At 60.4% G+C, this 26,842-nt stretch carries 21 protein-coding genes; 4 read left to right on the forward strand and 17 right to left on the reverse strand.

The genetic code is table 11. From position 1 onward, the window contains the following. Nucleotides 1–101: 101 nt before the first annotated feature. The 3 genes from ACP7D9_RS19495 to ACP7D9_RS19505 form a co-directional block, all read right to left on the reverse strand. Entirely contained in the window at nt 102–1,076 is a 975-nt protein-coding gene (locus ACP7D9_RS19495; protein WP_426159208.1) for a 2-hydroxyacid dehydrogenase, read from the reverse strand. Nucleotides 1,077–1,757: 681 nt separating this feature from the next. After that, nucleotides 1,758–2,132 carry a DUF6124 family protein gene (locus tag ACP7D9_RS19500; RefSeq protein WP_312995283.1) on the reverse strand — a complete coding sequence of 125 codons (375 nt, stop codon included), beginning with the start codon at nt 2,130–2,132 and terminating at the stop codon, nt 1,758–1,760. 391 nt (nt 2,133–2,523) lie between these two features. After that, nucleotides 2,524–3,492, reverse strand: a complete 969-nt coding sequence (locus ACP7D9_RS19505; protein WP_039759257.1) for a LysR family transcriptional regulator — start codon at nt 3,490–3,492, stop codon at nt 2,524–2,526. A 275-nt stretch (nt 3,493–3,767) separates the two neighbouring features. On the opposite strand from ACP7D9_RS19505, the gene ACP7D9_RS19510 reads away from it, so the two are divergent. The 4 genes from ACP7D9_RS19510 (at nt 3,768) to ACP7D9_RS19525 (ending at nt 8,678) form a co-directional block, all read left to right on the forward strand. Then, nucleotides 3,768–5,267 (forward strand): efflux transporter outer membrane subunit, encoded by a 1,500-nt coding sequence (locus ACP7D9_RS19510; RefSeq protein WP_426159211.1) that lies wholly within the window; start codon nt 3,768–3,770, stop codon nt 5,265–5,267. A 139-nt stretch (nt 5,268–5,406) separates the two neighbouring features. Beyond that, nucleotides 5,407–7,599 (forward strand): FUSC family protein, encoded by a 2,193-nt coding sequence (locus tag ACP7D9_RS19515; RefSeq protein WP_312995291.1) that lies wholly within the window; start codon nt 5,407–5,409, stop codon nt 7,597–7,599. Beyond that, nucleotides 7,589–7,789, forward strand: coding sequence for a DUF1656 domain-containing protein (locus tag ACP7D9_RS19520; RefSeq protein ID WP_041479478.1), 201 nt, complete (start codon nt 7,589–7,591; stop codon nt 7,787–7,789). The genes ACP7D9_RS19515 and ACP7D9_RS19520 overlap by 11 nt, the downstream gene beginning before the upstream one ends. 25 nt (nt 7,790–7,814) lie before the next feature. After that, nucleotides 7,815–8,678 carry an efflux RND transporter periplasmic adaptor subunit gene (locus ACP7D9_RS19525; protein ID WP_426159214.1) on the forward strand — a complete coding sequence of 288 codons (864 nt, stop codon included), beginning with the start codon at nt 7,815–7,817 and terminating at the stop codon, nt 8,676–8,678. Nucleotides 8,679–8,801: 123 nt separating this feature from the next. Here ACP7D9_RS19525 and ACP7D9_RS19530 read toward each other — a convergent pair whose 3' ends face one another. From ACP7D9_RS19530 to alg8, 14 genes are all read right to left on the reverse strand, one after another. Further along, complete coding sequence (locus ACP7D9_RS19530) at nt 8,802–9,800, reverse strand: sel1 repeat family protein (RefSeq protein ID WP_426159216.1); 999 nt, start codon at nt 9,798–9,800, stop codon at nt 8,802–8,804. Between the two features lie 235 nt (nt 9,801–10,035). Beyond that, on the reverse strand, nt 10,036–10,860 hold the full coding sequence (locus ACP7D9_RS19535) for an SDR family oxidoreductase (RefSeq protein WP_426159218.1): 825 nt from the start codon (nt 10,858–10,860) through the stop codon (nt 10,036–10,038). A 35-nt stretch (nt 10,861–10,895) separates the two neighbouring features. Beyond that, nucleotides 10,896–11,360, reverse strand: coding sequence for a multidrug transporter (locus ACP7D9_RS19540; protein ID WP_426159220.1), 465 nt, complete (start codon nt 11,358–11,360; stop codon nt 10,896–10,898). A gap of 209 nt (nt 11,361–11,569) precedes the next feature. After that, on the reverse strand, nt 11,570–13,021 hold the full coding sequence (locus ACP7D9_RS19545; RefSeq protein WP_101159306.1) for a mannose-1-phosphate guanylyltransferase/mannose-6-phosphate isomerase: 1,452 nt from the start codon (nt 13,019–13,021) through the stop codon (nt 11,570–11,572). 210 nt (nt 13,022–13,231) lie between these two features. Continuing rightward, nucleotides 13,232–13,888: an alginate O-acetyltransferase AlgF gene (locus ACP7D9_RS19550; protein WP_016771605.1), complete on the reverse strand. Its 657-nt coding sequence runs from the start codon at nt 13,886–13,888 to the stop codon at nt 13,232–13,234. Between the two features lie 14 nt (nt 13,889–13,902). Beyond that, complete coding sequence (locus tag ACP7D9_RS19555; protein ID WP_426159223.1) at nt 13,903–15,075, reverse strand: alginate O-acetyltransferase; 1,173 nt, start codon at nt 15,073–15,075, stop codon at nt 13,903–13,905. 10 nt (nt 15,076–15,085) lie between these two features. Next, entirely contained in the window at nt 15,086–16,651 is a 1,566-nt protein-coding gene (locus ACP7D9_RS19560; RefSeq protein WP_101159309.1) for an MBOAT family O-acyltransferase, read from the reverse strand. A 209-nt stretch (nt 16,652–16,860) separates the two neighbouring features. Further along, nucleotides 16,861–17,985, reverse strand: a complete 1,125-nt coding sequence (locus tag ACP7D9_RS19565) for a mannuronate-specific alginate lyase (protein WP_101159310.1) — start codon at nt 17,983–17,985, stop codon at nt 16,861–16,863. Between the two features lie 8 nt (nt 17,986–17,993). After that, nucleotides 17,994–19,460 carry an alginate O-acetyltransferase gene (locus tag ACP7D9_RS19570; protein WP_312995313.1) on the reverse strand — a complete coding sequence of 489 codons (1,467 nt, stop codon included), beginning with the start codon at nt 19,458–19,460 and terminating at the stop codon, nt 17,994–17,996. A gap of 11 nt (nt 19,461–19,471) precedes the next feature. Next, a complete protein-coding gene (gene algG / locus ACP7D9_RS19575; RefSeq protein ID WP_101159386.1) occupies nt 19,472–21,043 on the reverse strand; it encodes a mannuronan 5-epimerase AlgG in 1,572 nt (523 codons plus the stop codon). 26 nt (nt 21,044–21,069) lie between these two features. Further along, a complete protein-coding gene (locus ACP7D9_RS19580) occupies nt 21,070–22,551 on the reverse strand; it encodes an alginate export family protein (RefSeq protein ID WP_426159226.1) in 1,482 nt (493 codons plus the stop codon). Further along, nucleotides 22,548–24,053 (reverse strand): alginate biosynthesis TPR repeat lipoprotein AlgK, encoded by a 1,506-nt coding sequence (gene algK, locus ACP7D9_RS19585; protein WP_426159228.1) that lies wholly within the window; start codon nt 24,051–24,053, stop codon nt 22,548–22,550. The genes ACP7D9_RS19580 and algK overlap by 4 nt, the downstream gene beginning before the upstream one ends. Before the next feature lie 15 nt (nt 24,054–24,068). Further along, complete coding sequence (locus ACP7D9_RS19590; protein ID WP_090281864.1) at nt 24,069–25,238, reverse strand: alginate biosynthesis protein Alg44; 1,170 nt, start codon at nt 25,236–25,238, stop codon at nt 24,069–24,071. Nucleotides 25,239–25,273: 35 nt separating this feature from the next. After that, complete coding sequence (alg8, locus tag ACP7D9_RS19595) at nt 25,274–26,755, reverse strand: mannuronan synthase (RefSeq protein WP_162098720.1); 1,482 nt, start codon at nt 26,753–26,755, stop codon at nt 25,274–25,276. Nucleotides 26,756–26,842 lie beyond the last annotated feature (87 nt).

Consider the following 26,842-nt stretch of genomic DNA (forward strand, 5'->3'; position numbering starts at 1 on the left):
GAGCTTATAGTGCAATTACTGGGTTGGGATGGGTTGTTCAGTTGCGAGTTATGTATCAGGAGTAATCAAGGGCCAGCGCAACCGTGCGCTGGCCCTTTTTTTCAGCCGCGCCAGACTTGCGGGTTGACCAGATCCTGCGGCCGTTCGCCAAGCAGGGCACTGCGCAGGTTGGCCAGTGCGCGATTGGCCATGGCTTCGCGGGTCTCGGTGGTGGCTGAGCCGATGTGCGGCAGGGTGACGGCGTTCTTCAACTGGAACAGCGGCGATTCGGCCAGCGGTTCCTTCTCATAGACGTCCAGCCCGGCGCCACGGATGCGGTTGTTTTGCAGGGCGTCTATCAGCGCCGGTTCGTCGACGACCGGGCCGCGCGAGATATTGACGAGGATGGCGCCAGGCTTCATCAGTGCCAGTTCGCGATGGCTGATGAGGTGGCGGGTCTTGTCGCTGAGCGGCACCACCAGGCAGACGAAGTCGGCCTCGGCGAGCAGTTGCTCAAGGCTGCGAAATTGCGCGCCGAGTTCTTTTTCCAGTTCGGTCTTGCGGCTGTTGCCGCTGTAGATGATCGGCATGTTGAAGCCGAAGCGGCCACGGCGGGCAACGGCGGCGCCGATGTTGCCCATGCCGACGATGCCCAGGGTCTTGCCATGCACATCACTGCCGAACAGCGGGGCCCCGACGCTGGCTTGCCATTGGCCGGCCTTGGTCCAGGCGTCGAGTTCGGCAACGCGGCGGGCGCTGCTCATGATCAGGGCGAAGGCGAGGTCGGCGGTGCTTTCGGTGAGCACGTCGGGGGTGTTGGTGAGCATGATCCCGCGCTCGTTGAAGTAGTCCAGGTCGTAGTTGTCGTAGCCGACCGAGACGCTCGAGACCACTTCGAGTTTTGTTGCGTTTTCCAGTTGGGCTTTGCCGAGTTTGCGACCGACGCCGATCAAGCCGTGGGCGTGGGGCAGGGCTTCGTTGAACTGGGCGTTGATGTCACCGGTCTTGGGGTTGGGGACGATGACGTCGAATTCTTCTTGCAGGCGCTCGATCATGGGCGGGGTGATGCGGCTGAAGGCCAGGACTGTTTTTTTCATTGGATTTGAGCTCGTCGGGGCTTGATTGCAAGCACGCTAACATTTTCTCGCTCAGGTTGTCTTGGCGGCCTCTGGGCCGACCATGCCTTGGTTTGTCTGGTGTGCATATCCGATGGTATCGGTGCGGCGGCTGGCGGTTTCCCCTGACGGCGACTTACTTTTTTACAAGCGCCCGGAATGCCGGCCCAGTAAAAAAGTAAGCAAAAAACGCTAGCTCCTGCATTCGGCCCTCGCAGGCTCGGGTTCCTTCGCTGCGGGATTGATCCGGGCGTAGCGGCTACGGCTTGCTCCGCTGCACCTCCTTGCGCTGTGTTCGACTTCGTCGAACGGTCGCTGCGCTCCCACACCCGGATCAATCCCTCCACTCAGCCTTCCGACGTCGCCCGTGGATCAAGATCAAAAGCACTCGAGCTTGCGCTCATTGTTGAGTGGGGCGGCTTCGCCGCGGGCAGCTGCGCTGCTTGGCCTTTCTGTGGGAGCGGGCTCGCGAAGGCGGCCCGCTAGTCAACAAATTACTATCGAATTCACGCGATCCAACTGTAGGAGCTGCCGAAGGCTGCGATCTTTTGATTTTTGCTTTTGCTTTTCTGTGGGAGCGAGCCTGCTCGCGAAAGCGGTTTATCTGACACCTCGAATGTTGAATGTGCCGAAGCCCTCGCGGTCGGGCTCGCTCCCGGAAGGTCAGCTGCGTGTCGGGGGCTGGTGGATTTCGTAATTGTCCAATACCCGATTCACTGCCAGTTCCGCCAGCATGATCACCTGCTGGATGGCCAATATCGTGTGCCGCTGTGGGCTGTCGATGTAGGCGGCGATGTCGCTGCTCATGATGCTCGCCGACGCGAGCGATTCGCAGGCGTGGGCCAGCAGGCTTTCGTTGTCCTGGTCCGGTGCTACCTGGAACATGGTGCTGGGTCTGTGGCTTTGCTGCGCGGTGGCGGACGGTTTGAGGTAGTGATCCAGCGCGCGCTCGGCGGCGTCGTGGAGTTTTTTCGAGTCGGGGGATTGGTAGGGGGAGGTGCTTTCTGATCCGGGGGGATTGGGTGTGGGTTTGAACATGGTGAAACTCCATTCGGGAAGTGGAGTTCGCCACTGATTGCGACCAAGCAATCGGGTGGCGAACCGTACGCGGGTTGGTCGACCAGGGAATGGAAACCCGGCAGGGCCGAGGCCCTCCCACGCACAGCTCGCCATTAAGCATGCTTAAAAATGTGCGCCATTCTAAACCCGGACGACCAAGCCCGGTCGCTGATTCGTCAGCAACCGCCAGATCCTAGCCAGCGCACGTCCGACGGACAACCTGCAAAACCTGTCGGAAACTTCCGTGAAAACACCACCATGTAGGAGCTGCCGTAGGCTGCGATCTTTTGATTTTTAAACAGCAGGATCAAAAGATCGCAGCCTCGTTGCACTCGTCAGCTCCTACACGAAACCTTCGAGTGTTTAAAACTTAGGTGGCAACGCGAACGCCGGCCAGGCTTCCGGTCAATTCATACGCGACCAATTCCGCCTGATGCGCTGCCAGTATCTCCGGCAACGATCCGCGCAAATATTCCACCCAGGTCTTGATCTTCGCATCCAGATATTGGCGCGACGGGTAGATCGCGTAGAGGTTGAGTTCCTGCGAGCGGTAGTTCGGCATCACGCGCACCAGGGTGCCGTTGCGCAGGCCTTCGATGGCGGCGTACACCGGCAGCACGCCGACGCCCATGCCGCTGGTGATCGCGGTTTTCATGGCGTCGGCGGAGTTCACCAGAAATGGCGAACTGTTGATGGTGACCGTCTCCTGGCCGTCCGGGCCGTCGAAGGCCCATTTCTCCAGCGGGATCACCGGGCTGACCAGACGCAGGCAGGCGTGGTTGAGCAGGTCGCTGGGTTTCTGTGCGGCGCCGTTGGCTTTCACGTAGGCCGGCGAGGCGCAGACGATGCTGTAGGTGATGCCCAGGCGTTGCGAGACGAAGCCGGAATCGGGCAGTTCGCTGGCCAGCACGATCGAGACGTCATAGCCCTCATCGAGCAGGTCCGGCACGCGGTTGGCCAGGGTCAGGTCGAAGGTCACGTCGGGGTGGGTCTTGCGGTAGCGGGCGATGGCGTCGATGACGAAATGCTGACCGATGCCGGTCATGGTGTGCACTTTCAACTGGCCGGCCGGGCGTGCATGGGCATCGCTGGCTTCCGCTTCGGCTTCTTCGACATAGGCGAGGATCTGTTCACAGCGCAACAGGTAGCGCTTGCCAGCCTCGGTCAGGGCGATGCGCCGGGTCGTGCGATTGAGCAGACGGGTTTGCAGATGGGCTTCGAGGTTGGAAACCGCGCGCGAGACGTTCGCGGTAGTGGTGTCGAGTTGCACGGCGGCGGCGGTAAAGCTGCCCGCTTCGGCAACACAACTGAAGGCGCGCATGTTTTGCAAAGTGTCCATGGGGTGCTCTCAAGGGAGATGGCAAATTGTGACACGAAGTTTCAGGGGCTGAGACCCCCGACCAAGGGATTATCTCGTTAACCGTAACAAAGATTCACAGAAATCCCAGCTTATCGCCGTCAAGGCAGCTCCATAGAATTGCGCCGTTCCCTGTAGGAGCTGCCGAAGGCTGCGATCTTTTGATTTTGTTTTAAGGGAATCAAGATCAAAAAATCGCAGCCTGCGGCAGTACCTACACGGTCCTCGATCTATCCCTCTCTCAGGAATTCGCAGCTGTGCCGCGTCGCATCAACAGAGCGCTTTTGCCGCTCAGTGTTCTGGCTTTAACCCTGGCTCTCGGCGGCTGCATCTCTACTCAAGGCATTGCCCCTTACGGCGAGACGCTTGCGGCCGATTCACTGACCACCGATGCAGCCATTGCCGAGGCCGCCAAAGACGCGCACTGGCCCAGCGCACAATGGTGGCGGGCGTTTGGCGATGCGCAACTCGATCGCTGGATCGACCTCGCCGTGCAAGGCAGCCCGAGCATGGCCATGGCCGCCGCGCGGGTGCGCCAGGCCAGGGCGATGGCAGGTGTAGCCGAAGCTGCCGAATCATTACAGGTAAGCGGCGAATCGAGCCTCAAGCGCCACAATTGGCCGACCGATCAGTTCTACGGCCCCGGCGAACTGGCCAACACCACCACGTGGGACAACAACGCTGCGCTTGGCTTCAGCTACGCCCTCGACCTCTGGGGCCGCGAGCGCAATGCCAGCGAACGGGCGGTGGATATGGCGCATGTGAGCGTGGCCGAGGCACGGCTGGCGCAACTGGAACTGCAGAACAACATGGTCCGCGCCTACATCGAGTTGTCGCTGCATTACGCCCAGCGCGACATCGTCGCGGCGACGCTCCAGCAGCAACAGCAGATTCTTGATCTGGCGCAGAAACGCCTGAGCGGCGGCATCGGCACGCATTTCGAAGTCAGCCAGGCCGAAACGCCGCTGCCGGAGACTCATCGCCAACTCGATGCGCTGGACGAAGAGATCGCCCTGAGCCGTAACCAGATCGCTGCGCTGGCCGGCAAAGGCCCGGGCGCGGCTGCGCAACTGCGACGGCCGACGTTGTCCCTCGCGGCGCCGTTGAAGTTGCCCTCGGCGTTGCCTGCCGAACTGCTCGGCCAGCGCCCGGACGTGGTCGCCAGTCGCTGGCAGGTGGCGGCGCAGGCGCGCGGTATTGATGTCGCCCACGCCGGGTTTTACCCCAATGTCGATCTGGTCGGCAGCCTCGGCTACATGGCTACCGGCGGCGGGGCGCTGGAGTTTTTGACCGGCAAGAAACTCAACTACAACGTCGGCCCGGCGATCTCGTTGCCGATCTTCGACGGCGGTCGACTGCGTGGCGAATTGGGCGAAGCGGCGGCCGGTTATGACATCGCCGTGGCGCACTACAACCAGACCCTGATCAACGCACTGAAGAACATCTCCGATCAGTTGATCCGCCGCGAGTCGATGGACAAGCAGCAGGACTTCGCCGCCGAATCCGTGGCCGCAGCGCAAAGGACTTACGACATCGCAATGATCGCCTATCAACGCGGGCTCACCGATTACCTCAACGTACTGAATGCGCAGACGTTGCTGTTCAAGCAACAGCAAGTGCAACAGCAGGTGCAGGCAGCGCGGTTGAGTGCGCATGCCGAGCTGGTGACGGCATTGGGCGGTGGCCTCGGTGCGGGTGATGACGTGCCGACTTCTGAACAGACCGCAGTCCCGAAAACCCCGGCCCTTTTACGGTGAACGCAAGACCCAATGTGGGAGGGGGCTTGCCCGCGAAAGCGGCGGATCAGTCGACGTCAATGTTGACTATGAAAACGCCTTCGCGAGCAAGCCCGCTCCCACAGGATCCGGGTCACGCCGACTTTTCTGAGCAAAATTCATGACTCCCTTGCCCGCCCCAATACGCTGGCTCCACTCCCTGGAATGGCGTCGCGGTTTTTTCGACTGGGCACGCAGCGATGGCGTGACCTGGGTGTATATCTTCAAGGTGTTGCTCGCCGCATTCCTCACGCTGTGGCTGGCCATGCGTCTGGAACTGCCGCAACCGCGCACGGCGATGATCACCGTGTTCATCGTCATGCAGCCGCAGAGCGGCCAGGTGTTTGCCAAGAGCTTCTATCGTTTCCTTGGCACGCTGGCCGGGTCGGCGATGATGGTCACGCTGATCGCCTTGTTCGCGCAGAACACTGAACTGTTTCTCGGCTCGCTGGCGATCTGGGTCGGCATCTGCTCGGCCGGTGCCGCGCGTTGCCGCAACTTTCGCGCCTACGGTTTTGTCCTCGCCGGTTACACCGCTGCGATGGTCGGATTACCGGCGCTGGCCCATCCCGACGGCGCCTTTATGGCGGCAGTCTGGCGAGTGCTGGAGATCTCGCTGGGGATTGTCTGTTCGACGCTGATCAGCGCCGCGATCCTGCCGCAGACCGCCAGTGCGGCGATGCGCAACGCCTTGTATCAGCGCTTCGGTGTGTTCGCCCTGTTCGTCACCGACGGCCTGCGCGGGCGCAGCAAAGCCGAGGCGTTCGAAGCCAGCAACGTGCGCTTCATTGCCGAAGCCGTCGGTCTGGAAGGCTTGCGCAGCGTGACCGTGTTCGAAGATCCGCACATGCGCCGGCGCAACGGTCGTCTGAGTCGTTTGAACAGTGAGTTCATGGGCATCACCACGCGCTTCAACGCCTTGCATCAGTTGCTTGAACGCCTGCGCGGCAATGGCGAAGAACATGTCGTGGCAGCGATCAAACCGGGTTTGCAGGACCTCGCCGAAGTGCTCGACGGCTTCAGCGGTCGCGCCTTGACCAGCCCCGACGCTGCACGTTTGGCCAGCGCGCTCGCGACCTACAAGGAAGGCTTGCCGACGCGGGTGCGCACCCTGCGCGGGATCTTTCAGGAAACCGGTCCAAGCGACGCCGAACAACTGGATTTTCACACCGCTTACGAACTGCTCTATCGCTTCGTCGATGACCTGCACAGCTACGCGCAGACTCACGCGTCCCTGGCCGATCACCGCCACGAACGCGAACGCTGGGACGAGCCGTTCACGCCGCAAACCAACTGGTGGGCGGCCGCAGCCTCGGGGATTCGCGCCTCGTTCATCCTCGTCGTGCTGGGCAGTTACTGGGTCGCCACCGCGTGGCCGAGCGGAGCGACCATGACCCTGATCGCCGCCGCCACCGTCGGCCTGTCCGCCGCCACGCCGAACCCGAAACGCATGGCATTCCAAATGGCCTGCGGGACCTTTCTCGGTGCGTTGATCGGCTTCGTCGAGATGTTTTTCATCTTCCCGTGGATCGACGGTTTCCCCTTGCTCTGTGTGATGCTTGCGCCAGTGATCGTGCTCGGTTCGTTCCTCGCTTCGCGGCCGCAATACGCTGGGGTGGGTCTGGGCCTGCTGATTTTTTTCAGTACCGGTTCAGTGCCGGACAACCTCACGATCTACAACCCCTACACCTTCATCAACGACTACATCGCAATGGTCATGGGCATGCTTGTGTGTGCTGCGGCGGGGGCGATCATTCTGCCGCCGAACAGCCGCTGGTTATGGCAGCGGCTGGAGCAGGATCTGCGCGGGCAAGTGGTCTATGCGATCAGCGGCAAGCTCAAAGGCCTGGCCTCGCGTTTCGAGAGCCGCACCCGCGATCTGCTGCATCAGGCGTACGGCCTCGCCGCCGGACAACCCAAAGTGCAGAAGCGCTTGTTGCGCTGGATGTTTGTGGTGCTTGAGGTCGGCCACGCGATCATCGAATTGCGCAAGGAGCAGGCGATCCTGCCGGTACACCCGGCGTATGCCGAATCGCAGCCGTGGCGCCAGGCCATTCGGGTGATGGGCCGCGCGCTGGTGCGCCTGTTCCTGCAGCCGAACGCGAGCAATCTGGAGCGCGCACTGGTCGCGGTCGATCACGCGATCAGCCGCGTCGCCGCCACCGATGAGCCGTTCGCGCCGCACTTCGATACCTCTGCGTTGCGGCGGGTGAAAAGCTATTTGCACTTCATCCGCACCTCGCTGCTCGACCCGCAATCACCGCTCGCCGAATTCGCTTCTGCCAGCTCCGAAGGACTTGCCCATGCCTCGTGAAATCGCCTTCCACGGCGTGTACATGCCGACCATGACCCTGATGTTCTTTGTCGCTGCGGGGTTGGCCTGGGCGCTGGACCGTTTTCTCTCGGGGTTCGATCTGTACCGCTTTTTCTGGCACCCGGCGCTGCTGCGTCTGAGCCTGTTTACCTGTCTGTTCGGCGCCATGGCGCTGACTGTCTACCGTTGACTCTCTGTCTCTATAGAAGGCTCTGATGAAAAAGTTTTTCAGCCTGCTCGCGACCCTGCTGGTACTGGCTCTGGCGCTGTGGATCGGCCGCACCTTGTGGGAGCACTACATGAACACGCCCTGGACCCGCGATGGCCGCGTGCGTGCCGACATCATCAACGTCGCCGCCGACGTCACCGGCGAAGTGGTCGAAGTGCCGGTGCGTGACAATCAGTTGGTCAAGAGGGGCGATCTGCTGATGCGCATTGACCCCGAGCACTATCGCATTGCGGTCAAACAGGCGCAGTCGCTGGTGGCTTCGCGCAAGTCGACCTGGGAGATGCGCAAGCTCAACGCCCATCGCCGCGCCGACCTCGACAATCTGGTGATCTCCAGGGAAAACCGCGACGACGCCAGCAACATCGCCGACGCCGCGCTGGCCGACTACCAACATGCCCAGGCGCAACTGGAAGCGGCCGAGCTCAACCTCAAACGCACCGAAGTGCGCGCCGCGGTAGACGGTTATGTGACCAACCTCAACGTGCATCGCGGCGACTACGCGCGCATCGGCGAGGCCAAAATGGCGGTGGTCGACATGAACTCGTTCTGGGTATATGGCTTCTTCGAAGAGACCAAACTGCCTCACGTCAAAGTCGGTGACAAAGCCGACATGCAATTGATGAGCGGCGAAGTGCTCAGGGGCCATGTCGAAAGTATTTCGCGCGGTATTTACGACCGCGACAACCCGCAAAGCCGCGAGCTGATCGCCGATGTGAACCCGACGTTCAACTGGGTGCGGTTGGCCCAGCGGGTGCCGGTAAGGATTCACATTGATGAAGTGCCAGAGGGCGTTTTGCTGGCGGCGGGGATTACTTGTACGGTCGTCGTAAAGCAGGACGACATCCAATAGCGAGTATCAATAAGGCTATTGTGGCGAGGGCGCTTGCTCGCGCTTGAGTGCGCAGCGCTCACTTTTTGCGGGCCGCCGCGCCGCCCGGCGGGAACAAGCTCCCTCACCACAGCTGGGTATGTATCAGTAGAACTTGCTGACCACCCGTAATCCGGATTCGATGGTTTCGTCGACCGACAGCTCTTGATCTTCCATTAGCGAGACGATTCGCTTGTCATTCGCGATGTTCGCGTCAGGCAATTTCAGCTGAGCGGCGCGATTGATCACGATGTAGCTCATTACGTCGCCACGGCTTTTGGTGAACGGCTGTTTGATAGCCGTCAGCATGGTTTGCTTCACATAGTCGTAACGCTCGACTGACGACATTCCTTTGAAGGTATCCGGATAGTTCTGGTAGATATCGGCGGAGTATCGGCCGACGTCTTCTTCACGCGCTTCTTCGGTCAACGCTTTCTTGCTGGTGACCTGGGTGAGGAGCTCGCTGTAGAGCTTGTCGCCTTCTGCGATCTGAGCGGCGTTCATCTTGGCCTTCAGATCATCGCCAGCCGTGGTGTCTTCGGCATTGGCCATGATTCTGGTCCAGGCGTAGGCGGCGCTCAGATTGCCCTGCTCCTCATATTGCTCGATCAATATCTGTTGGGATTCGGCATAGCCGTGCAGCGAGGAGCGCTCGAGCCAACGAGTGGCGAGCGCAACATCTTTCTTGGCCCCGACTGTGCCGAATTTGTAGCTCTCGTACATACCATACTCAGCACACCAGTCGTTCTGCATCGCCGCGTATGCCATATAGTTGAAGGCTTCAGTGTTACGTTGGTTGGCGCTCAGGGTGCTGTCGTAACGGGTAGTCATCGACAGGTAGCAGAACGCGCGAGTGTGCTTTGGTGCGGCCATGACCATGCAGGTTTTGGCATCCTTGTACTCGCCGTTTTCGTATAGCTGGTAGCCCACGCCATACAGAATATCGCTGTCCATCTGCGCATTGCAGTGCTCGTTGGCGGTAACGACCGGCAGCACGTTTTGCAGGGTCAGTCTGGGCAGTGTGTCATTGAGGGAAGGTTCTTTGGTTGCGCAGCCAGCCAGCAAGGTGAACAGTGCCAGTGGCAATACGTGGAGGAGTTTCAAAAGCTGTTTCCTGATCTGAGTTGAAGCGTGTATGCAGGGCTCGCGTCAGGCAGGTCAACAAAGCAGCGACTGTTCCAGGCGGCAACAGTCGCGAGAGGAGAGGATCAGCAATTCCCTTGCTTCGATGCTTGCCCAAGCGACTCCTTGCGCTATTGGGGTTACTTCAAGCATCGGAGGCTTCAAGTGACGCGCATTCTACGGGTACTGATCCGTTTGGCAATTTGATCGGTTGTAATCAAAGATTTCCACGCAAACCGAAGCGCTTCATCAACGTCGATTCCAGCAAACCCTTGGGCAACAATGTCGCCAACAACGGCAACGCCCGGCTGCCATTACCAATGCGGATCAACCGCGGCGGCTTGCTCTGCTGTACGGCCTTCAACAACACAGCCGCAAAATCGACTGCCGGCGTCGGTTTGTCCTGCGACGCCTTGGCCCGTGCGCGAATGCCCTCACGCAGCGCAAACCACGGCGACTGCTCGTTGATCAATTGCTCGGCCTCGTGGCCGGCATTCCTGGCGAAACTCGATTGAATCGCCCCCGGCTGCACTTCCATCACACGAATGCCAAACGGTGCCAGTTCCATGCGCAGTGCATCGCTCAAGGCATGCACCGCCGCTTTCGACGCGCAATAGGCACCGGCAAAGGGCGTGACCAAAACACCGGACACGCTGCCAATATTCACGACCAGTCCTTTGGCCCGCCGCAGCACCGGGAACAGCGCGCGGGTGACACCGACGATCGAAAACACATTGGTTTCGAACTGGCGCTGCATGGCCGCGACACCGCCATCGAGCAACGGCCCCATCGCGCCGTAACCGGCGTTGTTGATCAGCACATCGAGGCCGCCGTGTTGCTGGTTCAGGCGCTCGGCGAGTTGCTCTAGCGCGGCGCCATTGTTGACGTCCAGCTGAATCGCGGTGAAACCGGCGGCGCTGAGCGCAGCGACGTCTTCAGTTTTGCGTGCGCTGGCCCAGACTTCGTAGCCGGCTGCTTTGAACGCATCGGCGAGGGCGCGGCCGATGCCGCTGGAACAACCGGTAATCAACGCAACGGGCATGGCGCATTCCTTGTGCAAAAAGTAGGGGGAGGGGATCAGTCAGAGAAACTGCCCTGCAAGTGCTCGGCGCGAAACTCCAGGGTTTGCGGGCGATAACCGGGGCGCAGCGGCGGCAGTGGCAGGCAATCTTCCCAGGTCGCGCCGGCCTGCAGTTCGCCGGGGCCACGATAGCGAGGGGTAGTGTATTGATTGTCGGCCAGGTTGACCGTATCGCCCGGCGCGTAGGCGGCGATGCGCCAGCGCAGCTCGGTCAGCGGCACATCGTTGCCGTTGTTCATTTTCAATTGCAGCGGACGATCGGCCGGGCAGTGTTGGGGAGCGTAGGCAATGCGCAGTTCCAGACGCGCCAGTTGCTTGATCTCGCGATTGTCCAGCCACACCACCCACATGGCCACGAAGCCCAGGCCGATGGCAGCGGCCACCGATACCGGCAGCGCTTTGGCCGGGTAGCGCAGCAGCAGGATCAGCCAGGTGATGACCAGCAGAATGCCGATGAACATGTCGGATAACCTCGCAGAGACAGAGAGGCATCCTACCTAAGCGTGGGGGAGGTTGGCGATGGGCATCGGGACTTGGGGAGCTGACCCGGCCTTTTCGCGAGCAGGCCATTACAGGCGACACAGAATCAGGACAAAAAAAGCCCCCGCCCAACCCGCTGCGGATAGGGGACGCAACGGGCTGGACGAGGGCTTCTTGTTTCAGCGAGCGATCACTGCGCGATGGTTTTCACCGATACGCCGCGTTCGATCGGGGTGGAGCGGCCGTAGATATCTTCAAAGCGTTCGATATCGTCTTCACCCAGGTACGAACCCGATTGCACTTCGATGATTTCCAGCGGGATCTTGCCCGGGTTGCGCAGGCGATGCACCGAGGCGATCGGGATGTAGGTCGACTGGTTTTCGGTGAGCAGGAACACGTTCTCGTCGCAGGTCACTTCAGCGGTGCCGCTGACCACGATCCAGTGTTCGGCGCGGTGGTGGTGCATCTGCAGCGACAGGCATGCGCCCGGCTTCACCGAGATGTGCTTGACCTGGAAGCGCCCGCCCATGTCCACCGAATCGTAGGAGCCCCACGGACGATAGACTTCGCAATGGTTCTGGGTTTCGCTGCGGCCCTGCTCGTTGAGCGTGTTGACCATCTGCTTGACGCCCTGAACCTTGTCCTTGTGAGCGATCATCATGGCGTCTTTGGTTTCGACCACGACGATGTTTTCCAGACCGATCACCGAGACCAGTTTGCCGTTGCCGTGGATCATGCAGTTCTTGCTGTCCTGAATGACCACGTCGCCTTTGCTGACGTTGCCGTTGGCGTCTTTCTCGTTGACTTCCCACAGCGACGACCAGCAGCCGACATCGCTCCAGCCGGCGCTCAGTGGCACGACGCAGGCGCGCTGGGTTTTTTCCATCACCGAGTAATCGATGGAGTTGTCCGGGCAGCAGGCGAAAGTGGCTTCGTCCAGAGTGACGGTGTCGGCATCCTGCTGGCTGCGCTCAAGGGTCAACAGGCAAGTGTCATAGATGTCCGGATCGTGCTTTTTCAGCTCTTCGAGGAAGCGGCTGGCGCGGAACAGGAACATGCCGCTGTTCCAGTAGTAACCGCCGGACTCGACGTATTCGGTGGCGCGCTTGACGTCAGGTTTTTCGACGAAGTGCGAGACGCGGCTGACGCCTTCCGGCAGCAGCGAATCGCCCGTGGATTTGATGTAGCCGTAACCGGTTTCCGGTTTGGTCGCCGGCACGCCGAACAGCACCATTTCGCCATTTTCAGCGGCAACGGTGGCCAGGGCGAGGGCGCGTTGCAGGGCTTTCTGATCTTCCAGCACGTGGTCGGCCGGCAGCACCAGCATCAACTCGTCACGGCCTTCATTGACCAGCATCATCGCGGTCAGCGCCACGGCCGGCGCGGTGTTGCGACCAAAAGGTTCCATCAGGATGCGCTGGCATTCGAGTTTGCGAGCGGCCAGTTGCTCGTTGACGATGAAACGGTGCTCTTTGTTGCAGACCACGATCGGCGTGTCCATGCCTTCGAACACCAGGCGTTCGAGGGTTTGTTGGAACAGGGTGTGTTCGCCGGTCAGAGCGAGGAATTGCTTGGGGAATTGCTTGCGCGAAAGAGGCCACAGACGCGAACCGCTACCACCTGACAAGATCACCGGAATCATAATGTTTACTCCATAAAATCAATTTGGTTAGAGCAACGAACGTTGTGTCGTTTCACTCTTGTTTTTGTCTCGTACCCAGAGGCGGGTGGGGTCACCTGTAGGAGCTGCCGAAGGCTGCGATCTGTTGATCTTGATCTTCAAAATCAAAAGATCGCAGCCACGTTTCACTCGACAGCTCCTACAGGGATCAGCGTCTCTGTGGAAAATTGGTTAGCGAGTCGACACTGGGCGTTTCACCCAGACTGGCGACAGGTTGCTGCCGTTGCCGGTGACGTACAGCACCGCTGCCTCACCGCGCTCCAGGGCGACTGGTTTCACGTCGCCGACTTTCTTGTCGCCTTCGTACAGTGCCAGGCTGACTTTCACCGGGTTGATTTCACGTTCGCCACGGCCCTTGGCGGCCACGTTCGGCACCACTTCGGTCTTGCCGTCAGCGGTCTTCAGGGTCAGCGGTTTGTCGCTGAGGTTCTGTACACGAACCAGGGACTTCTGCTTGTTCTTGAACGGCGGCTCTTCGATCAGTTGTGGCGCGCCGGAAGCGTTGTTGACCAGGGTGTAGTAGTGGTCACCAGCCAGTTTCACCGGCAGGGTCTGGCTGCCGACTTTGGCGCTGTAGTCGCCGCCCGGCATGAAGCTGAAATCGCTGCTGGCCAGTGGCGCGATGTCGCTCAGGTTGGTGCTGCCGACAGTGGCGCTGACTTCAGCGTTGCTGGCGTTGTAGACACGCACGAAGGTCGAGCCTTTCGGTGCGGTCGGGCCGTACAGCGCGGCGTCGCCACCGGCGAAGGCTGGGACGGAAAGCACGCTGAGGCCAGCGACCAGAGCGAAGCTTTTAGCGAGACGACGAGGAGTAGTAGTGAAAGTCATGGTGTACCTCTCTTTCAGTTTTGCGCCCGATCGGGCGTCTCGGATTTAGTGTTGATGGCTACGTTTTGTTGGCGGGCGCCGGCTTGTTTGAGCTCTGCGACCCACTGCGGGTCGGCGTCGCCGATTTCGTTGTTCACAGGCAGATATCGTTCAGGAAACTCCCAGATCAGCACTTGTGGCGGGCTGTTCTTGAAGTCATCGCTTTTCAGGTAGCTGAGCATCGGCAGAATCGGGCCATGGCCGTCTTCGGCGTAATTGACCACGTCGCTGTGCAGCGCTTGTTTGAGCGCACCAACGAAGTTCCAGTTCGGGTTGGCGCTGTAGCTGGTGCCGATCAGTGCGACCGGTACTTCGCTGTTGGCGAACAGGGCGTCGTCACCGGCAGGTTGCTCGGCGGCCACGGTGTTGCGTTTGAGCAGTGGCTCAGGCGCCGGCATCATGTTTTCGAACAGCGGATCGAGCGGCAGGAACAGACGCAGATCGCCCTTGTGCGTGACCTTCTCTGCTGGCGTGGTGACGAAGCGCTGCGGCTCACCGCTGAGCGGGAATTTCTCGGCAATGGTTTTGGCCAGGGTGTTGGCGGCGATTTCGGCACCTTCCGGAGTCCAGTGGGTGTCGGTGCGCAGGAACACTTGCTCACCGTTCTGCTTGGCCTGTTGCAACGGGCCGAGCAGGTCAGGGGCGAGGATCTTGTCGGCCGCGACACGGGCGTGGAAATCCTGATACAGGTTCTGGTGAATGCTCGAAGGCTTCACTTCATCCAGATGCTCCGGGTACAGACGCACCTTGGCTGGAACGATCGCCATGACCAGTTTCACGCCTTTTTCTTTCAGGGTCTGGCGAACGCCTTCGACCAGCGCGTAGTTGCCTTGCAGGTTCTGCTCTTCATTGACGATCGGGTTGAATTCCTCGTCGCTGTACAGCCACTGGTCGCGGCCGAGCACGACGCCCGGACGACCTTCGTTGAACAGTTTGAAATCCAGCGCGGCCCAAAGGTTGGTGCCCAGGCGCTTGATCGGAAATTCATCGTCGTAGTGGGTTTCCACAGCCTTGGTCCAGCGGCCGTTGAGCACCGTCGCATCGGCGTTGGTGCTGAAGCCGAAGAAGCTGCGAATCGACCACAGACCCAGGACCAACAGTGTCACCAGGAACAGGGCGATGTAGAAGATGCGTAATGAGCGGGTCATGTCAGATCCCTCAGAACTGGAAGTAAAGGAACGGCGAGAAGCTTTGCGCCGAGAGTTTGAGAATCGAGGCAATGAACAGCAGCAGGATCAGCCCGCGCATCACGTAGCGCGACCAGTCCGCGGTCCAGTAGGCCGGTTGCACCTGGGCTTCGACGCCGACGGTGTAGCCAGGTTCATGGATGCTCGCCGGGTTTTCGCCAGGCGCTGCCTTGATCATTCCAGGCGTCGCAGTCGCAGGACCATCGGCCTCGACGTTGACCGCAGGTTTGGTCTTGGCTGGCGGCTGATTGGTGTACAGGTCACGCAGGCCGAAGAACGCCAGCGTCACGTAAGCCACCACCAGAGTCGCCACTTGCAGACCGGTCAGGCTGGCCTGATTGAGTTCCGACAGCGACCAGTCACCGAAGCTGAACATTGCGCCATACATACGCCCGGCAACGTGCAGGTTCTCGGCACGGAAGATCACCCAGCCCATTACCACCAGCAGGAAGGTCAGTGCCCAGCGGATCGGGTTGAGGCTGCGCGGTGAGGTGTTCAGGCCCAGCGCTTTTTCGATCGCCAGCCACATGCCGTGCCAGGCGCCCCAGACGATGTAGGTGATGTTCGCGCCGTGCCACAGACCACCGAGCAGCATGGTCAGGAACAGGTTGCGATAGGTCATCAGCGTGCCTTTACGGTTACCGCCGAGGGTGATGTACAGGTAGTCACGCAGCCAGGTCGACAGGCTGATGTGCCAGCGGCGCCAGAACTCGGTGATCGACTGGCTGATGTACGGCTGCTTGAAGTTTTCCATGAAACGGAAACCCATCATCAAGCCCAGGCCGATGGCCATGTCGCTGTAACCGGAGAAGTCGAAGTACAGCTGCGCGGTGTACGCCAGCGCACCGAGCCAGGCATCACCCGTGGTCGGGTTTTGCAGGGCGAAGCAGTGGTCCGCAACAACCGCGAGGGTGTCGGCGATGAAGACTTTCTTGATGAAACCCTGCATGAACCGCGTGCAGCCCTCGGAGAACTTGTCGAGGGTGTGCGTGCGGTTGTTGAACTGGTCGGCCAGGTCGCGGAAGCGCAGCACCGGGCCGGCAATCAGGTGCGGGAAGATCGCCACGAACGCTGCGAAGTCGATCAGGTTGCGCGTCGCCGGAGTGTCACCACGGTACACGTCGATGATGTAGCTGATCGATTCGAAGATGTAGAACGAAATACCGATCGGCAACAGCACGTGCGTGAGGATGAACGGCTCAAGACCCACCGACGTCATCATCGCGTTGATGCTGTCGACACCGAAGTTGGCGTACTTGAAGTAGCCCAGGATGCACAGGTCGACGGCCACGCCGAGCAGCAGCCAGCGTTGCGCCGGTTTGGTCCTGACGCCGGCGGCACCGACTTTCAGGCCGATCCAGTAGTTCCACAGCGTGACGGCTGCGAACAGCGCGAGGAAGTCCACACGCCACCAGGCGTAGAACACGTAGCTGGCGATCAGCAGCAGCAGGTTGCGATAGCGTTGCCCGCTCAAGTAGTACAAGCCGAGAAAGATCGGCAAGAACAGAAACAGGAACACGTTGGATGAAAATACCATCCCGATCTCTCCATGTTTGAACCAACAGTCAAGGGCCAAAGCCCCCCCAAACCCCCCACGTAAAACCGGAGGTTCAACTCAAAAATCTCAAACCTGACACCGATCCCTGTAGGAGCTGCGGGAGGCTGCGATCTTTTGATCCTGATCTTCAAAAGCCAGATCAAAAGATCGCAGCCTCCGGCAGCTCCTACAGGGTTTTGCGTCTGGCCTTACGAACCTTTGTTGCCCTTTTCATGCGACGGGTCGTAGACCTTGGTCAGGTCGCCGCCAAGACGGAAAGTCTTGAACGGTTGCATGTCGCGCTTCTTCTCAATCACATCAGGAGCGCAGGTGTAGAGCGTGCAAAACGGTTCGAGCCAGGCGAATTTCATGTCCTCTTTCAGATCGGTCATGTCCTGCTCTTTGCCGTTCTTTTCCTCGAATTCATCCGGGTCTTTCACCCCGGACAACACACGATCACCGAGACGCTTGAGCGCGCCGTTGTTTTCCTGACGCAGATCGACACCGTTGACCTGGGCGAAACTGGCGATCATCGCCAGCGGCGGCAGGGCGTAGTTGTGATAGGCGAGGGCGCGTTGCTGGCGCTTGAGTTCGTTAGGCAGGAAACCGTCGGCATCGACCTGATTGACGCCGACCTTGTATTCCTTCACGGCCCAGTCGAACAGGTCGCGGCGGTTGGTGGCGACGGCGGTGGCCATCACCGACCAGGCGGCCCAGTACGAGTGGTTGTTGGTTTTTTCCAGCGGCAGGTTGTCCCAGTCGCTGACCACCTGATCGGCCATTTTGCTGAACCACGCCTCGATCAACTGTGCTTCCTGCTGATGCTGCGCGAGTGGATGCGAGTCGGAGAACTTCAGGCGAATGTACGAAGACGCCATGCTGCCCAGCGCCCATTTGCGCATCGACTTGCCGGTGTGGTTGAAGTCTTTGGACATCAACGCATCAGCCTTGGCCCACGCGGTCAGCCAGTTGAGCGTGCATTCGAGCTGCTCCGCACGACCGTCGCGCATGAACTGCATGACGCGCTTGGCGGTGCCGCGTTCCAGCGTGGTGATGTCTTTGGTGGTGTCGCGAAAGGCTTGTTCCGACTTGACGTTCAGTGTCGCGCGGGCCTTGTCCGAACCTTCGTATTTGCTGCGAAATTGCAGCGGGCCGGTGTACGGCGCCGGCATCGCATCGCAACCGTCGCTTTTGTCGCCGCTCTTGAATTTATCCACCGGGGCGAAGTAGCCCTGTGGCGGACGCAGTGGCGCGGCGGCCTGAGTCGCCCCGGCGAACATCGCCAGGGTCAGCAGGGAAGGCGCGAGCAGGTGTTTGATCGTTCGATTTCGCATAGCAGACCTCATTGCCCAAGCTGCGCGGTCTGTTGACCGGCGCCCGGGAATACGTTGCGTTTGCAGATTTTCGCTTCGACTTTTTGTGGCGCGGCGCCAGGACCGGCTTCGGGGCCCTGGACTTCAACGGCCAGCAGATTTTGCGAGGCCCAGTCTTCGTCCGTGCGCAGCTCAAAGGCGAAACGACCGTCGGTGTCGGAGGTTTCCGGTTTCTCTATCTTGATGTCCTCGTGGCGACCGTTCATGTACCAGAGGGTGGCTTGCAGGGTTTTCACCGAGGTGTCGGCGAAGCGGATGTCGACTTGATGGTTGGCGTTCTGCAGGTTCAGGTTCTTGCTGTTGACCAGCAGTTCCTGTTTGCTGCCCGGCTTCAGCGTGGCGCTGCCGGTCATCTGCGCGTCTTTGCCTTCGCAGCCGTTATCGAGCAGCGCCATCATCTGGCGATAGATGGTTTCCTGGTCGAGGCGATACAGCGGCGAGAATTCCCAGATGAGAATCTTCGGCGGGGTCTTCTGGAATTCTTCGCTGCCCAGATATTGCAGCATCGAACCTTCGAAACCGCCGCCGGGGAAGGCCACGTTGAGAATGTCGGCGCCGATGGCTTCTTCGAGGAAACCGGCGAAGTTGTAGTTCTTGCCGCTGTGCGAGGTGCCGACCAGAGTGATCTGCGGATTGCCGGAGTCGCCGAACAGGTCGCCGTCGCCAGCTTCGCCTTTCGGCTCGGTGGTGAACTGGTCCATGTACTGGATCGCGTAGCTGGTGCCGCACAGCTGCCCGGCCATGTTGTGCAGGGTGCCGGTCTTGCCCATGCGTCCGGAGCGCTTGGTCTCGAATTCACGCTTGGGAATGTCGGCAAAGGCCGGGATCTGCTTGACCTTCTCGGCAACAATTTTGGCCGTGCGCTGGGCACCGTACGGCGTCCAGTGCTGGTCGCCACGGAAGTAGAAATCGTGGGCGGGCAGGGTGTCCGGCAGCGATTCGTTGGTCAGTGGCGACAGATCCGGGACCACGTAACCCATCTTGGCGAAACGGCCGAGCATGGTCTTGTAGTTGCCCAGCGCTTTCTCGTAATCGAACGCGGCTTTTTCCTGCGGGTTGAGCTTGTTGCGGTTCACCAGGCCACGGGTCGGCTGGTAAACGATCACAAGTTCCACGCCTTTGCTCTTGAACGCATCGTGCAACTGCTGCAAGCGCTTGTAGCCGGCCGGTGTGGTGTTGAACTCGGTGCGCAGGTCTTCCTGGGTACGGAACAGCCAGTCGCCCTGAGCCTGCACCAGCGTGGTGAAGTTCTGCTGATAACGCGTGGTGTAGTTCTTCGCGTCATGGGCAGCCGGGCACAGGTTGCAGCATGGCTCGGCGGTGAACTTCGGTGGCGTGGCGCTTGCGCCTTCAGCGTCGGCGCGGGCGTTGCCGGCAGCGAGAATGCCGAGGGTCAGGGCCGAGAGGCTGAGCAGTTTGATCATGTGTGGGTGCATAAAAATTATCCTCAGTCCTGCATTTCGGTCTGGCGTTCGACAGGGTCGATCAGCACGGCTTTCTGCTGGCGCACCAACAGATCGAGAATTTCATCCTGGCGCTCGCCGAGGATGCCGTTGAAGCTGATGCCGCTGGACTTGGTCGGCGCCAGCATCGACACGCGATACAGCTCGACACTCAACGGCGAGTCGATCGACAGCGGGCCGCTGCCATTGGCCGCCAGTTCGCCGCCGACGACGATCAGCGAGACCTGCGCGTCGAACGGGTCGAGCTTGATGTCGCGGTCGGTGTCGGTCAGGTCTTTGATGTGGCCGTAAATGCCGGTCAGGCCGTTGGTCATGGCAACGTTTTCGTAGAGGCGGATGTTTACGCTGTTACGAATACGAATGCCGTGGCGCCGGTTGCTGATGACCTTGTTGCCCCACAACAGGTTGTCGGCAGACTCATAGAGCGTGATGCCGTCGGTGTGGTTCTTGTAGATCTCGTTGTAGGCAATGATGTTGTTGATGCTGTTCCGGTCGATCACCAGGCCCGACAACTTGTTGTCGAAACTCTTGTTGTTGAAGATGAAGCTGTCGTTGACCTCACGGGAAATAATGATCCCGTGCTTCTTCTTCGTGCCGTACACGGTGTTCTCGGCAATGATCAGCCGATGCGAACGGTCATGCGGGTCGATGCCGTAGACGATGTTGTCTTTGTAGGTGTTGCCCTTGACCACAAAGTCGCTGGTTTCGTAGCAGTAGAAGCCGTACCACATGTCCGAGAACTCGGAGCCGACGATCCAGCCGGTCGGCTCCGGGCGCTTGAGCACCTTCGCCATGTTCGGCGTGTACTGGGAAATACTCACCCCGTACGACTTACTGTTGGCGTAACCGAAACTGGCCATTTTGCTGTTGACGATGTAGGTCTCGGTGCCACCCCAGGCGAGCAGGAACGGACGGAATTCCTTCGGCGAACGGAAGGTTGCCGGGCCGTTGTCCTTCTCGCGCCAGCCAGTGACTTTGGTGTCACGCACGAACAGTTTGCCGTCGTTGACCAGGAACGAACCGGCCTCTTGCGACAGGCGCAGTTCCTGGGTCTGACCGTCGATTTCGAGGGTGCCTTTCTCGCCGACCACGATCGGCAATTTAGCCAGGTACACGCCCGGAGCGGTCTCGCTGAAGTACTGCTTGGGCAGTTTCTTCGCCAGATCCTTGAGGTTCATGTAGCCGTCGTCGATGAAGATCGCCTGCGGAATGCCGTGCTGACGCACCACCCATTCGGCCATCTTGTTATCGCCGCCGATGAAGTCCTTCAGGGCGTTTTCCTGCATCATCCGGCGCACGCTGATCTTGCCCGGCTTGCTGCGCACGATCTTCGCGGCAGCGGCTTCGGCGGTGAAGCCGGAAAGGTCGGGCAGTGTCGGCTTGGCCAGTTGCAGCGCGTCGGTTGGCGCGCTGCTGACGGTGTAGGTCTTGGCCTGTTGCAGTTCCTTGGCTACGGTCGCAGGTTTCGCCGGTTCAACATTGGCGAAGGCGCCGGCGCTGGCCAGCAGCATCGCGCCGGCCAGCAGGCTGAGTGAGCCTGTTCTGGTGCTGATCATGTCGGGCACTCCCTTGGCGGTTTGCATCAGAAGCGCCAGATCACGTCGATGAATGCGCGGTGCATGTACGAATCAACCTGGCTGCCATAGGCATCGCCCGGTTTGAACACACCGCCACGGAAACGCACCAGTGCCGAAGGCTCGTCGATCGACTGGCTCAATGCCGCCGGCAACAGGCCTTGCTTGAAGTACTTGGTGACGACCAGGTCCATTTCCTGACCCAGGTCCTTGTTGCCATCTTCAAGCGGCAGTGAGGTGCTGGAGAGGATGGCGCCGGTGACGTCGTCGGTGTTGTTTTCCACCGCGTTGATACCGTTGCTGCCGACCGGCTTGTTGCCGTCGACACGCCAGAACTTGTGGTAGATCAGGCTGGCGTCGTACTCGTCGTTGACCATCCATGAGCCGAAGAGGGTGGCGGTCTGCATGTTGTTCATTTCGCCACGGAACGCTTCACCGAAACGGTGCACGCGCGAGCGGGTACCGGTGTAGTTGGAGCGGTTGCTCTCCAGACCGTTCTGCTCGTAATCGGCACTGGCGCGGGCGTAGGCACCGCCGACCTGCCATTGCGGATCGAGGCGCAGACGCACGCCGATATCGGCTGCCCAGCCGCTGATGTCATCGCTGCGTTTGGCTTGTGTCGGGCGCGTGCCATCGGCATTCAGCGCGTTGACCGTGTCGCGGTCGCCGCTCATGCCGGTGATGCTGCCCCAGTAGTTGACGGTGTTGGTGTTGCGCCAGTTGTAGGCGTCGCTGTCGGCGGTCAGGCCGATCCAGGTGATGTCACCGTTCTCGGTCTTGTCCAGCGAGTCGCGCGGAACACCCGGCTCGGCGTAATCGAGTTTGCCGTCATCGTGGGTGTGATGACCGCGAATGCCGACCCACTGGCCCGGCGTCCACTGGTAAGCGGCGTCGGCGTAGGCGTGCAGGCGATCCTTGTCTTTGGGCGCCAGCTCTTTCAGGTCGGTGCGGTATTCGCTGAAGCGCTCGGCAACACCGGCATTGGCCCGCAGCAGGGTAGTGTCGAAGGTCCAGTTCAACGCTTCGATGTTGGTGTCGCGCCATTGACCATCGTCATTGCGCAGACGCTGACGACCGAACTTGAGAATCTCGCCAGGGTAGGGCGTGAAGCCGCTGTAGCCGACCCAGAATTCACGCATCGCCAGGTAGTTTTTCTTGGTTTCGCGATCGCCGCTGTCGGTGGTCTGTTCGCCGTCCGATTGCTGCAGGGTGTCGGTCTCGATGATATCGGTCGAGGTTACGGCCTGACCCATCGCATAAGCGCTCCACGCGCCGCTTTCGCCGTAGATCCACGGACGCAGGTCGAGGCCCACGCCGTTGACGTCGCCGCCACCGGCGGTGCCGAGGTCACGGTCGTCTTCGGACTGGCCGGTGAGTTTGACATCCAGACCGAAGTTCTTGCTTTCAGTCATCGCAGCCAGTGTCGGGCAAGACCAGAGCAGCGCGAAGGTGAGGCCAATACCGGCCTTCACGAATGGGTTCAGCTTCATAGTTTTTCCTCGCCGTCTTCTTCTTGCAGGGCGTGCAGTTGCAGCGTGTTCGAGTTCAGGGCGCCACGGCTGGCCTGTTCCTGTTGCAACAGGCGGCGGGCTTCGGGCAGACGCTCGGGCGGCAATTGCGCCTCGAGGGTCGCTGCCAGTTCGTCGGCTTGCGGAGTGTTCTGGGCCTTGGCCAGTTGGCTGAATACGTAAGCGTTCAGCGGATCGGGCTTGGTGCCCTTGCCTTGGGAGAACAGTTGGGCGATGGCGAAGTCGGCACTGTTCTGGCCGTTGCGCGCAGCGGTCAGCAGGTGGTCGAGAGCCTTCTGCGGATAGACCTTGCCCAGGTAGCCACGGCGATAGATCTGGCCGAGGTAGTAATCGGCGGCGACTTCACGACCGACGGCTTTCTGGAAATGTTCCTCGGCGACTTTCGCGTCGGCCGGGACCAGTTTGCCTTCGTAGTAGACCTTGCCCAACAACAGTTCGGCGCGCGGCTGGTCGGCGGCGCGGCCGTTGTCCAGGTACTTCATCATCTGATCGACGTCGCCCAGTTCCGGGAAGTCGTAGAGCAGTTGCGCGAGGCTGACCCACGCCGCCGGGTAGCCCGGAGCGATCGGCTCGAGCAGCGACTGCGCGGTTTTCTCGTCAGTCTTGCCCAGGGTCGAGTCCGCCAGCACACGGGCGACCGAATCAACGCGCTGTGCGGTGACGGTGCCACGGCTGTAACCGGCCTGCATCTGCTTGATCAACTCGGCTTGTTGTTCCGGCTGGCCGCGTTTCTGGTAAACGGTGGCCAGTTCGACGTAGCAGATGTCGGTGGTGTTGAGGGCGGCCTTGCAGATCTTTTCCACGTCATCCAGGTGCTGGTCGTAAGTGCCCTGGGTGCGATACAGCAGCACCTGCGCCAGACCGGCTTCCGGGTAGCCGGATTTGCGCCACTGATCGATCTGCTGCTGGGCGTTGATGTTCGGAAAGCTGTGCGGGTATTGCAGATACAGCATCGCCAGCGGGATCAACGTGTTGCCTTCGCCATTGGCGGCGGCTTTTTTCAGCAGGGTTTCGGCTTCGTGATGCTCGGCTTCGGTGGAACCCGGCTTGGCCACCAGCAGACGACCAAGACGGGCCTGGGCACGCGGCGAAACGCTGGCCGCTGCGCGATAGGTCGCTTCGGCCTGTTTCATTTGTGCCGGGTCGCGGCTGTCGACTTGGATATCGGCCAGGCCGACTTGCGCCTCGCTGTAGCCCAGGTCGGCCAGTTGCTGGTAGTTCTGCGCAGCGGTGGCGGTGTCGCCACGCTTGAGTGCTTCATTGGCCAGACGCTGATCGGGCAGCCCGGCGCAACCGGCCAGAGAAACTGCCAATGCAACTGCACACAGAGGCCCCATGTGAGAGCGGGCTTGCTCGCGAAGGCGGTGTGTCAGCCCATACTGATTTTGAATGTTGAACCGCATTCGCGAGCAAGCCCGCTCCCACAAGGGCTGCGGCATGTTCGAGACAGTTGGAGTAGTCACAGGCATGTCCTCGACTTAAAGACCGGCAGCCATGGCTTTGTCGATCAGCCAGTTCAGGTTCGGGCCACGGTCGCTGTTCACTTCCACCGGGCGGCCGGCGAAGCTGCTGTCCAGCGGCTCGTCAGGCTGGATCTGCACGCGGATGTCGGAGGACAGGTCGGCGCTCTTCAGGCTGGTGCTGCTGACGATCTTGCCGGTGCGGGTCTTGTCTTCGCCGGCGATCTGGAAGCTCACTGGCGTACCCGGACGCACATCGCCGAACTGGCGATAGGAGAAGCGCGCATCAACGGTGGCCTGGGTATTGCGCGGCACCAATTGGAAGATCACGTCACCCTTGCTCGCGTACTGACCGTCGGCGACCAGTTGCTGGGCCACGGTGCAGTCGCACGGCGAGGTCAGGGTGCCGGTCATTTGCTTGCCGAACAGTTCTTCAACCTTGGCCGGGGCCAGTTGGTCTTCGGCCAGATGACCCTTGAGCACGTCGAGCATGCTGGTGCTGAAAGTCGCCAGCGGGGCGCCTTTGGCGGCAACACCGTCGGACTTGACCAGGCTCTGCACGGTGCCGTCACGCGGCATGGTGATGTTCATTCCTGGCACGCTGACCAGACCGGCCTGCGCGTGGCTGACGAAGTACATGCCGTACACCGATTTGAAGATGAAACCGGCTGCGACCAGACCAACAGCGAAAATACCGGCGCTGAACGTCACGGCTTTCAGACGGCCGAACGCGGTCATGCCGGTGTCGTTGCTCTTGTTCTTGCGCGCCTTGGTGAAGTTGTCGCGCTGCAGGGTCGCCAGCACTTCGCCGATGCTGACGATGTCGCCGGCCAGGTGCGAGGTGATCAAGTGGCGCAGGGTGGAAATGTCCTGCGGCTCGAGGTTCTGGAACTGGCAACCGGCGCGGCCAGTGGCGCGATCGAAGGAACGCACCTGCAGTTCAACGTCCATGGCCAGGCCGAGGTTGTCGATGACAAATTGCAGACGCGCCTTGTACACCTCGCCGATGGTCAGCGGCATCTGCCCGGCGTTGAACGCCAGACCGCCAGCCGACAGGTCCAATACCCGCGCTTCGACCGGAGTCCGGTCAGGGCCGAAGAAACGCAGCTTGGCCGGGATTTTCACGCGAGCGTGCTGGCGCTGGGCTTCGGATTCATGCACTACGTTGACGTTGACGGCGGTATTCATAGGGGCGATTTCCTTGTTAATTCAATAGGAGCGGGTCAGACCATCATCAGCAGCACGGCGACAAAAATGCTGCCGGCGGAGAAGGTCATGGTCCGAGACGACCAGGTGTTGAACCAACGTTGAAAGCTGGCGAGATCACGGGTCAGGGATGTGGGCTGGCGAGTCCACGATTGTTGGTCGAGGCGGAAGAACACGTAGATCTTCACCAGGGCGCCAACGATCTGGTTGTAATACAGAATCGCCGGGTAAGCAGGGCCGATGCGGTGGCCGGAGCACGACAGCAACAGCGTCAGGATCAGGCGGGTGATGCCGATCCACAGCAGGTACACCAGAATGAACGCGGTGCCGTACTTGAAGCTTGCAATCAGTGCAACGGTCAGGCCGAGCAGGGAAGTCCACATCGACACACGCTGGTCGAACAGCACCACCGAAGTGAACGCGCCGAGACGACGGATACCCAGGCCCAGTGCACGCGAGTTCTGGCGCAGGTTGTTGCCGTACCAGCGGAACATCAGCTTGCGGCTGGCCTTGATGAAGCTCTTTTCCGGCGGGTGCTCAACGGTGTTGATCGCGGCGTCCGGCACGTAGAAGGTGTCGTAACCCAGGCGCATCAGGCTGAACCAGCTCGACTTGTCGTCACCGGTCAGGAACTTGAAGCGGCCCAGACGCCAGTGCTGCAGCGAGTCGCTTTCAACGTCGGCGATGAATTCCGGGTTGGTCACCACGGACGCTTTGAACACCGACATACGACCGGTCATGGTCAGTACGCGCTTGGACAATGCCATCGAGCACATGTTGATGTGGCGCTGGGCGAAGCGCAGCTTGTGCCACTCGCTCATGATGTAGCCGCCGCGCACTTCGCAGAATTCGTTGGTGGTCAGGCCGCCGACGTTGCCGAACAGCTGGAACCACGGCACGGTCTTGCGCACGACGCCTTCGCCGAGCACGGTGTCGCCGTCGATCACGGCCACTACTGCACGGTCGTCCGGCAGGTGACGGGAGATTGCACGGAAACCGAAGGCCAGACCATCGCGCTTGCCGGTGCCGGGAATGCGCACGAAGTCGAGCTTGACCCGCTCCGGCGGATTCATCCGCGCCCACAGCGCCTTGACCAGCAACTCGTCGGACATTTCCACGATCGAGCAGACAATGGTGGTCGGCAGTTCGCAATCGATGGCTTCGCGGATCACCGAGCTGTAGACCTGCGCTGTGGTCAGCGCGTCAATACGGAAACTGGTGACCATCAGAAACACATGCGACGGGTCGGCCGCTTTACCCAGCTTGCGTACTTTGCGACGCAGGTGCGGGTAGACGATGTAGAGAAAAATCATGCCGCGCACAAAGTGCGTAGCACCCATCGAGTAGCGCCAGATACCCACGGCGCCAATCAGGAAAATGAAGTCCTTCGACTCGGAGTCGAATGTGGACGTGGGCAGCATCAAGGCCAGGCCCATCAGCAGACTGAGATAAAAAAGCCAGCCGGCTGATTGCAGAAAAAAATGTTTGAGCTTGGTCATAACCGTCATCCGAAGGTAAGGGAAGCCGCAAGTTGCAAGCTTCAAGCTGCAAGCCAATCGCGTTGACTTGCAGCTCGACGCTTGTCG

Origin of the sequence: Pseudomonas sp. TSRC2-2 (assembly GCF_049897785.1) — a bacterium.
GTDB lineage: Bacteria > Pseudomonadota > Gammaproteobacteria > Pseudomonadales > Pseudomonadaceae > Aquipseudomonas.

Coding starts and splice junctions, on each gene's coding strand:
- ACP7D9_RS19550 (WP_016771605.1), bottom strand. CDS start 13,888: ATGACTTTCACTACTACTCCTCGTCGTCTCGCTAAAAGCTTCGCTCTG.
- ACP7D9_RS19495 (WP_426159208.1), bottom strand. CDS start 1,076: ATGAAAAAAACAGTCCTGGCCTTCAGCCGCATCACCCCGCCCATGATC.
- alg8 (WP_162098720.1), bottom strand. CDS start 26,755: ATGACCAAGCTCAAACATTTTTTTCTGCAATCAGCCGGCTGGCTTTTT.
- ACP7D9_RS19570 (WP_312995313.1), bottom strand. CDS start 19,460: ATGCACCCACACATGATCAAACTGCTCAGCCTCTCGGCCCTGACCCTC.
- ACP7D9_RS19590 (WP_090281864.1), bottom strand. CDS start 25,238: ATGAATACCGCCGTCAACGTCAACGTAGTGCATGAATCCGAAGCCCAG.
- ACP7D9_RS19515 (WP_312995291.1), top strand. CDS start 5,407: ATGACTCCCTTGCCCGCCCCAATACGCTGGCTCCACTCCCTGGAATGG.
- ACP7D9_RS19520 (WP_041479478.1), top strand. CDS start 7,589: ATGCCTCGTGAAATCGCCTTCCACGGCGTGTACATGCCGACCATGACC.
- ACP7D9_RS19560 (WP_101159309.1), bottom strand. CDS start 16,651: ATGGTATTTTCATCCAACGTGTTCCTGTTTCTGTTCTTGCCGATCTTT.
- ACP7D9_RS19505 (WP_039759257.1), bottom strand. CDS start 3,492: ATGGACACTTTGCAAAACATGCGCGCCTTCAGTTGTGTTGCCGAAGCG.
- ACP7D9_RS19555 (WP_426159223.1), bottom strand. CDS start 15,075: ATGACCCGCTCATTACGCATCTTCTACATCGCCCTGTTCCTGGTGACA.
- ACP7D9_RS19540 (WP_426159220.1), bottom strand. CDS start 11,360: ATGTTCATCGGCATTCTGCTGGTCATCACCTGGCTGATCCTGCTGCTG.
- ACP7D9_RS19525 (WP_426159214.1), top strand. CDS start 7,815: ATGAAAAAGTTTTTCAGCCTGCTCGCGACCCTGCTGGTACTGGCTCTG.
- ACP7D9_RS19535 (WP_426159218.1), bottom strand. CDS start 10,860: ATGCCCGTTGCGTTGATTACCGGTTGTTCCAGCGGCATCGGCCGCGCC.
- ACP7D9_RS19545 (WP_101159306.1), bottom strand. CDS start 13,021: ATGATTCCGGTGATCTTGTCAGGTGGTAGCGGTTCGCGTCTGTGGCCT.
- ACP7D9_RS19580 (WP_426159226.1), bottom strand. CDS start 22,551: ATGAAGCTGAACCCATTCGTGAAGGCCGGTATTGGCCTCACCTTCGCG.
- ACP7D9_RS19565 (WP_101159310.1), bottom strand. CDS start 17,985: ATGCGAAATCGAACGATCAAACACCTGCTCGCGCCTTCCCTGCTGACC.
- ACP7D9_RS19500 (WP_312995283.1), bottom strand. CDS start 2,132: ATGTTCAAACCCACACCCAATCCCCCCGGATCAGAAAGCACCTCCCCC.
- algG (WP_101159386.1), bottom strand. CDS start 21,043: ATGATCAGCACCAGAACAGGCTCACTCAGCCTGCTGGCCGGCGCGATG.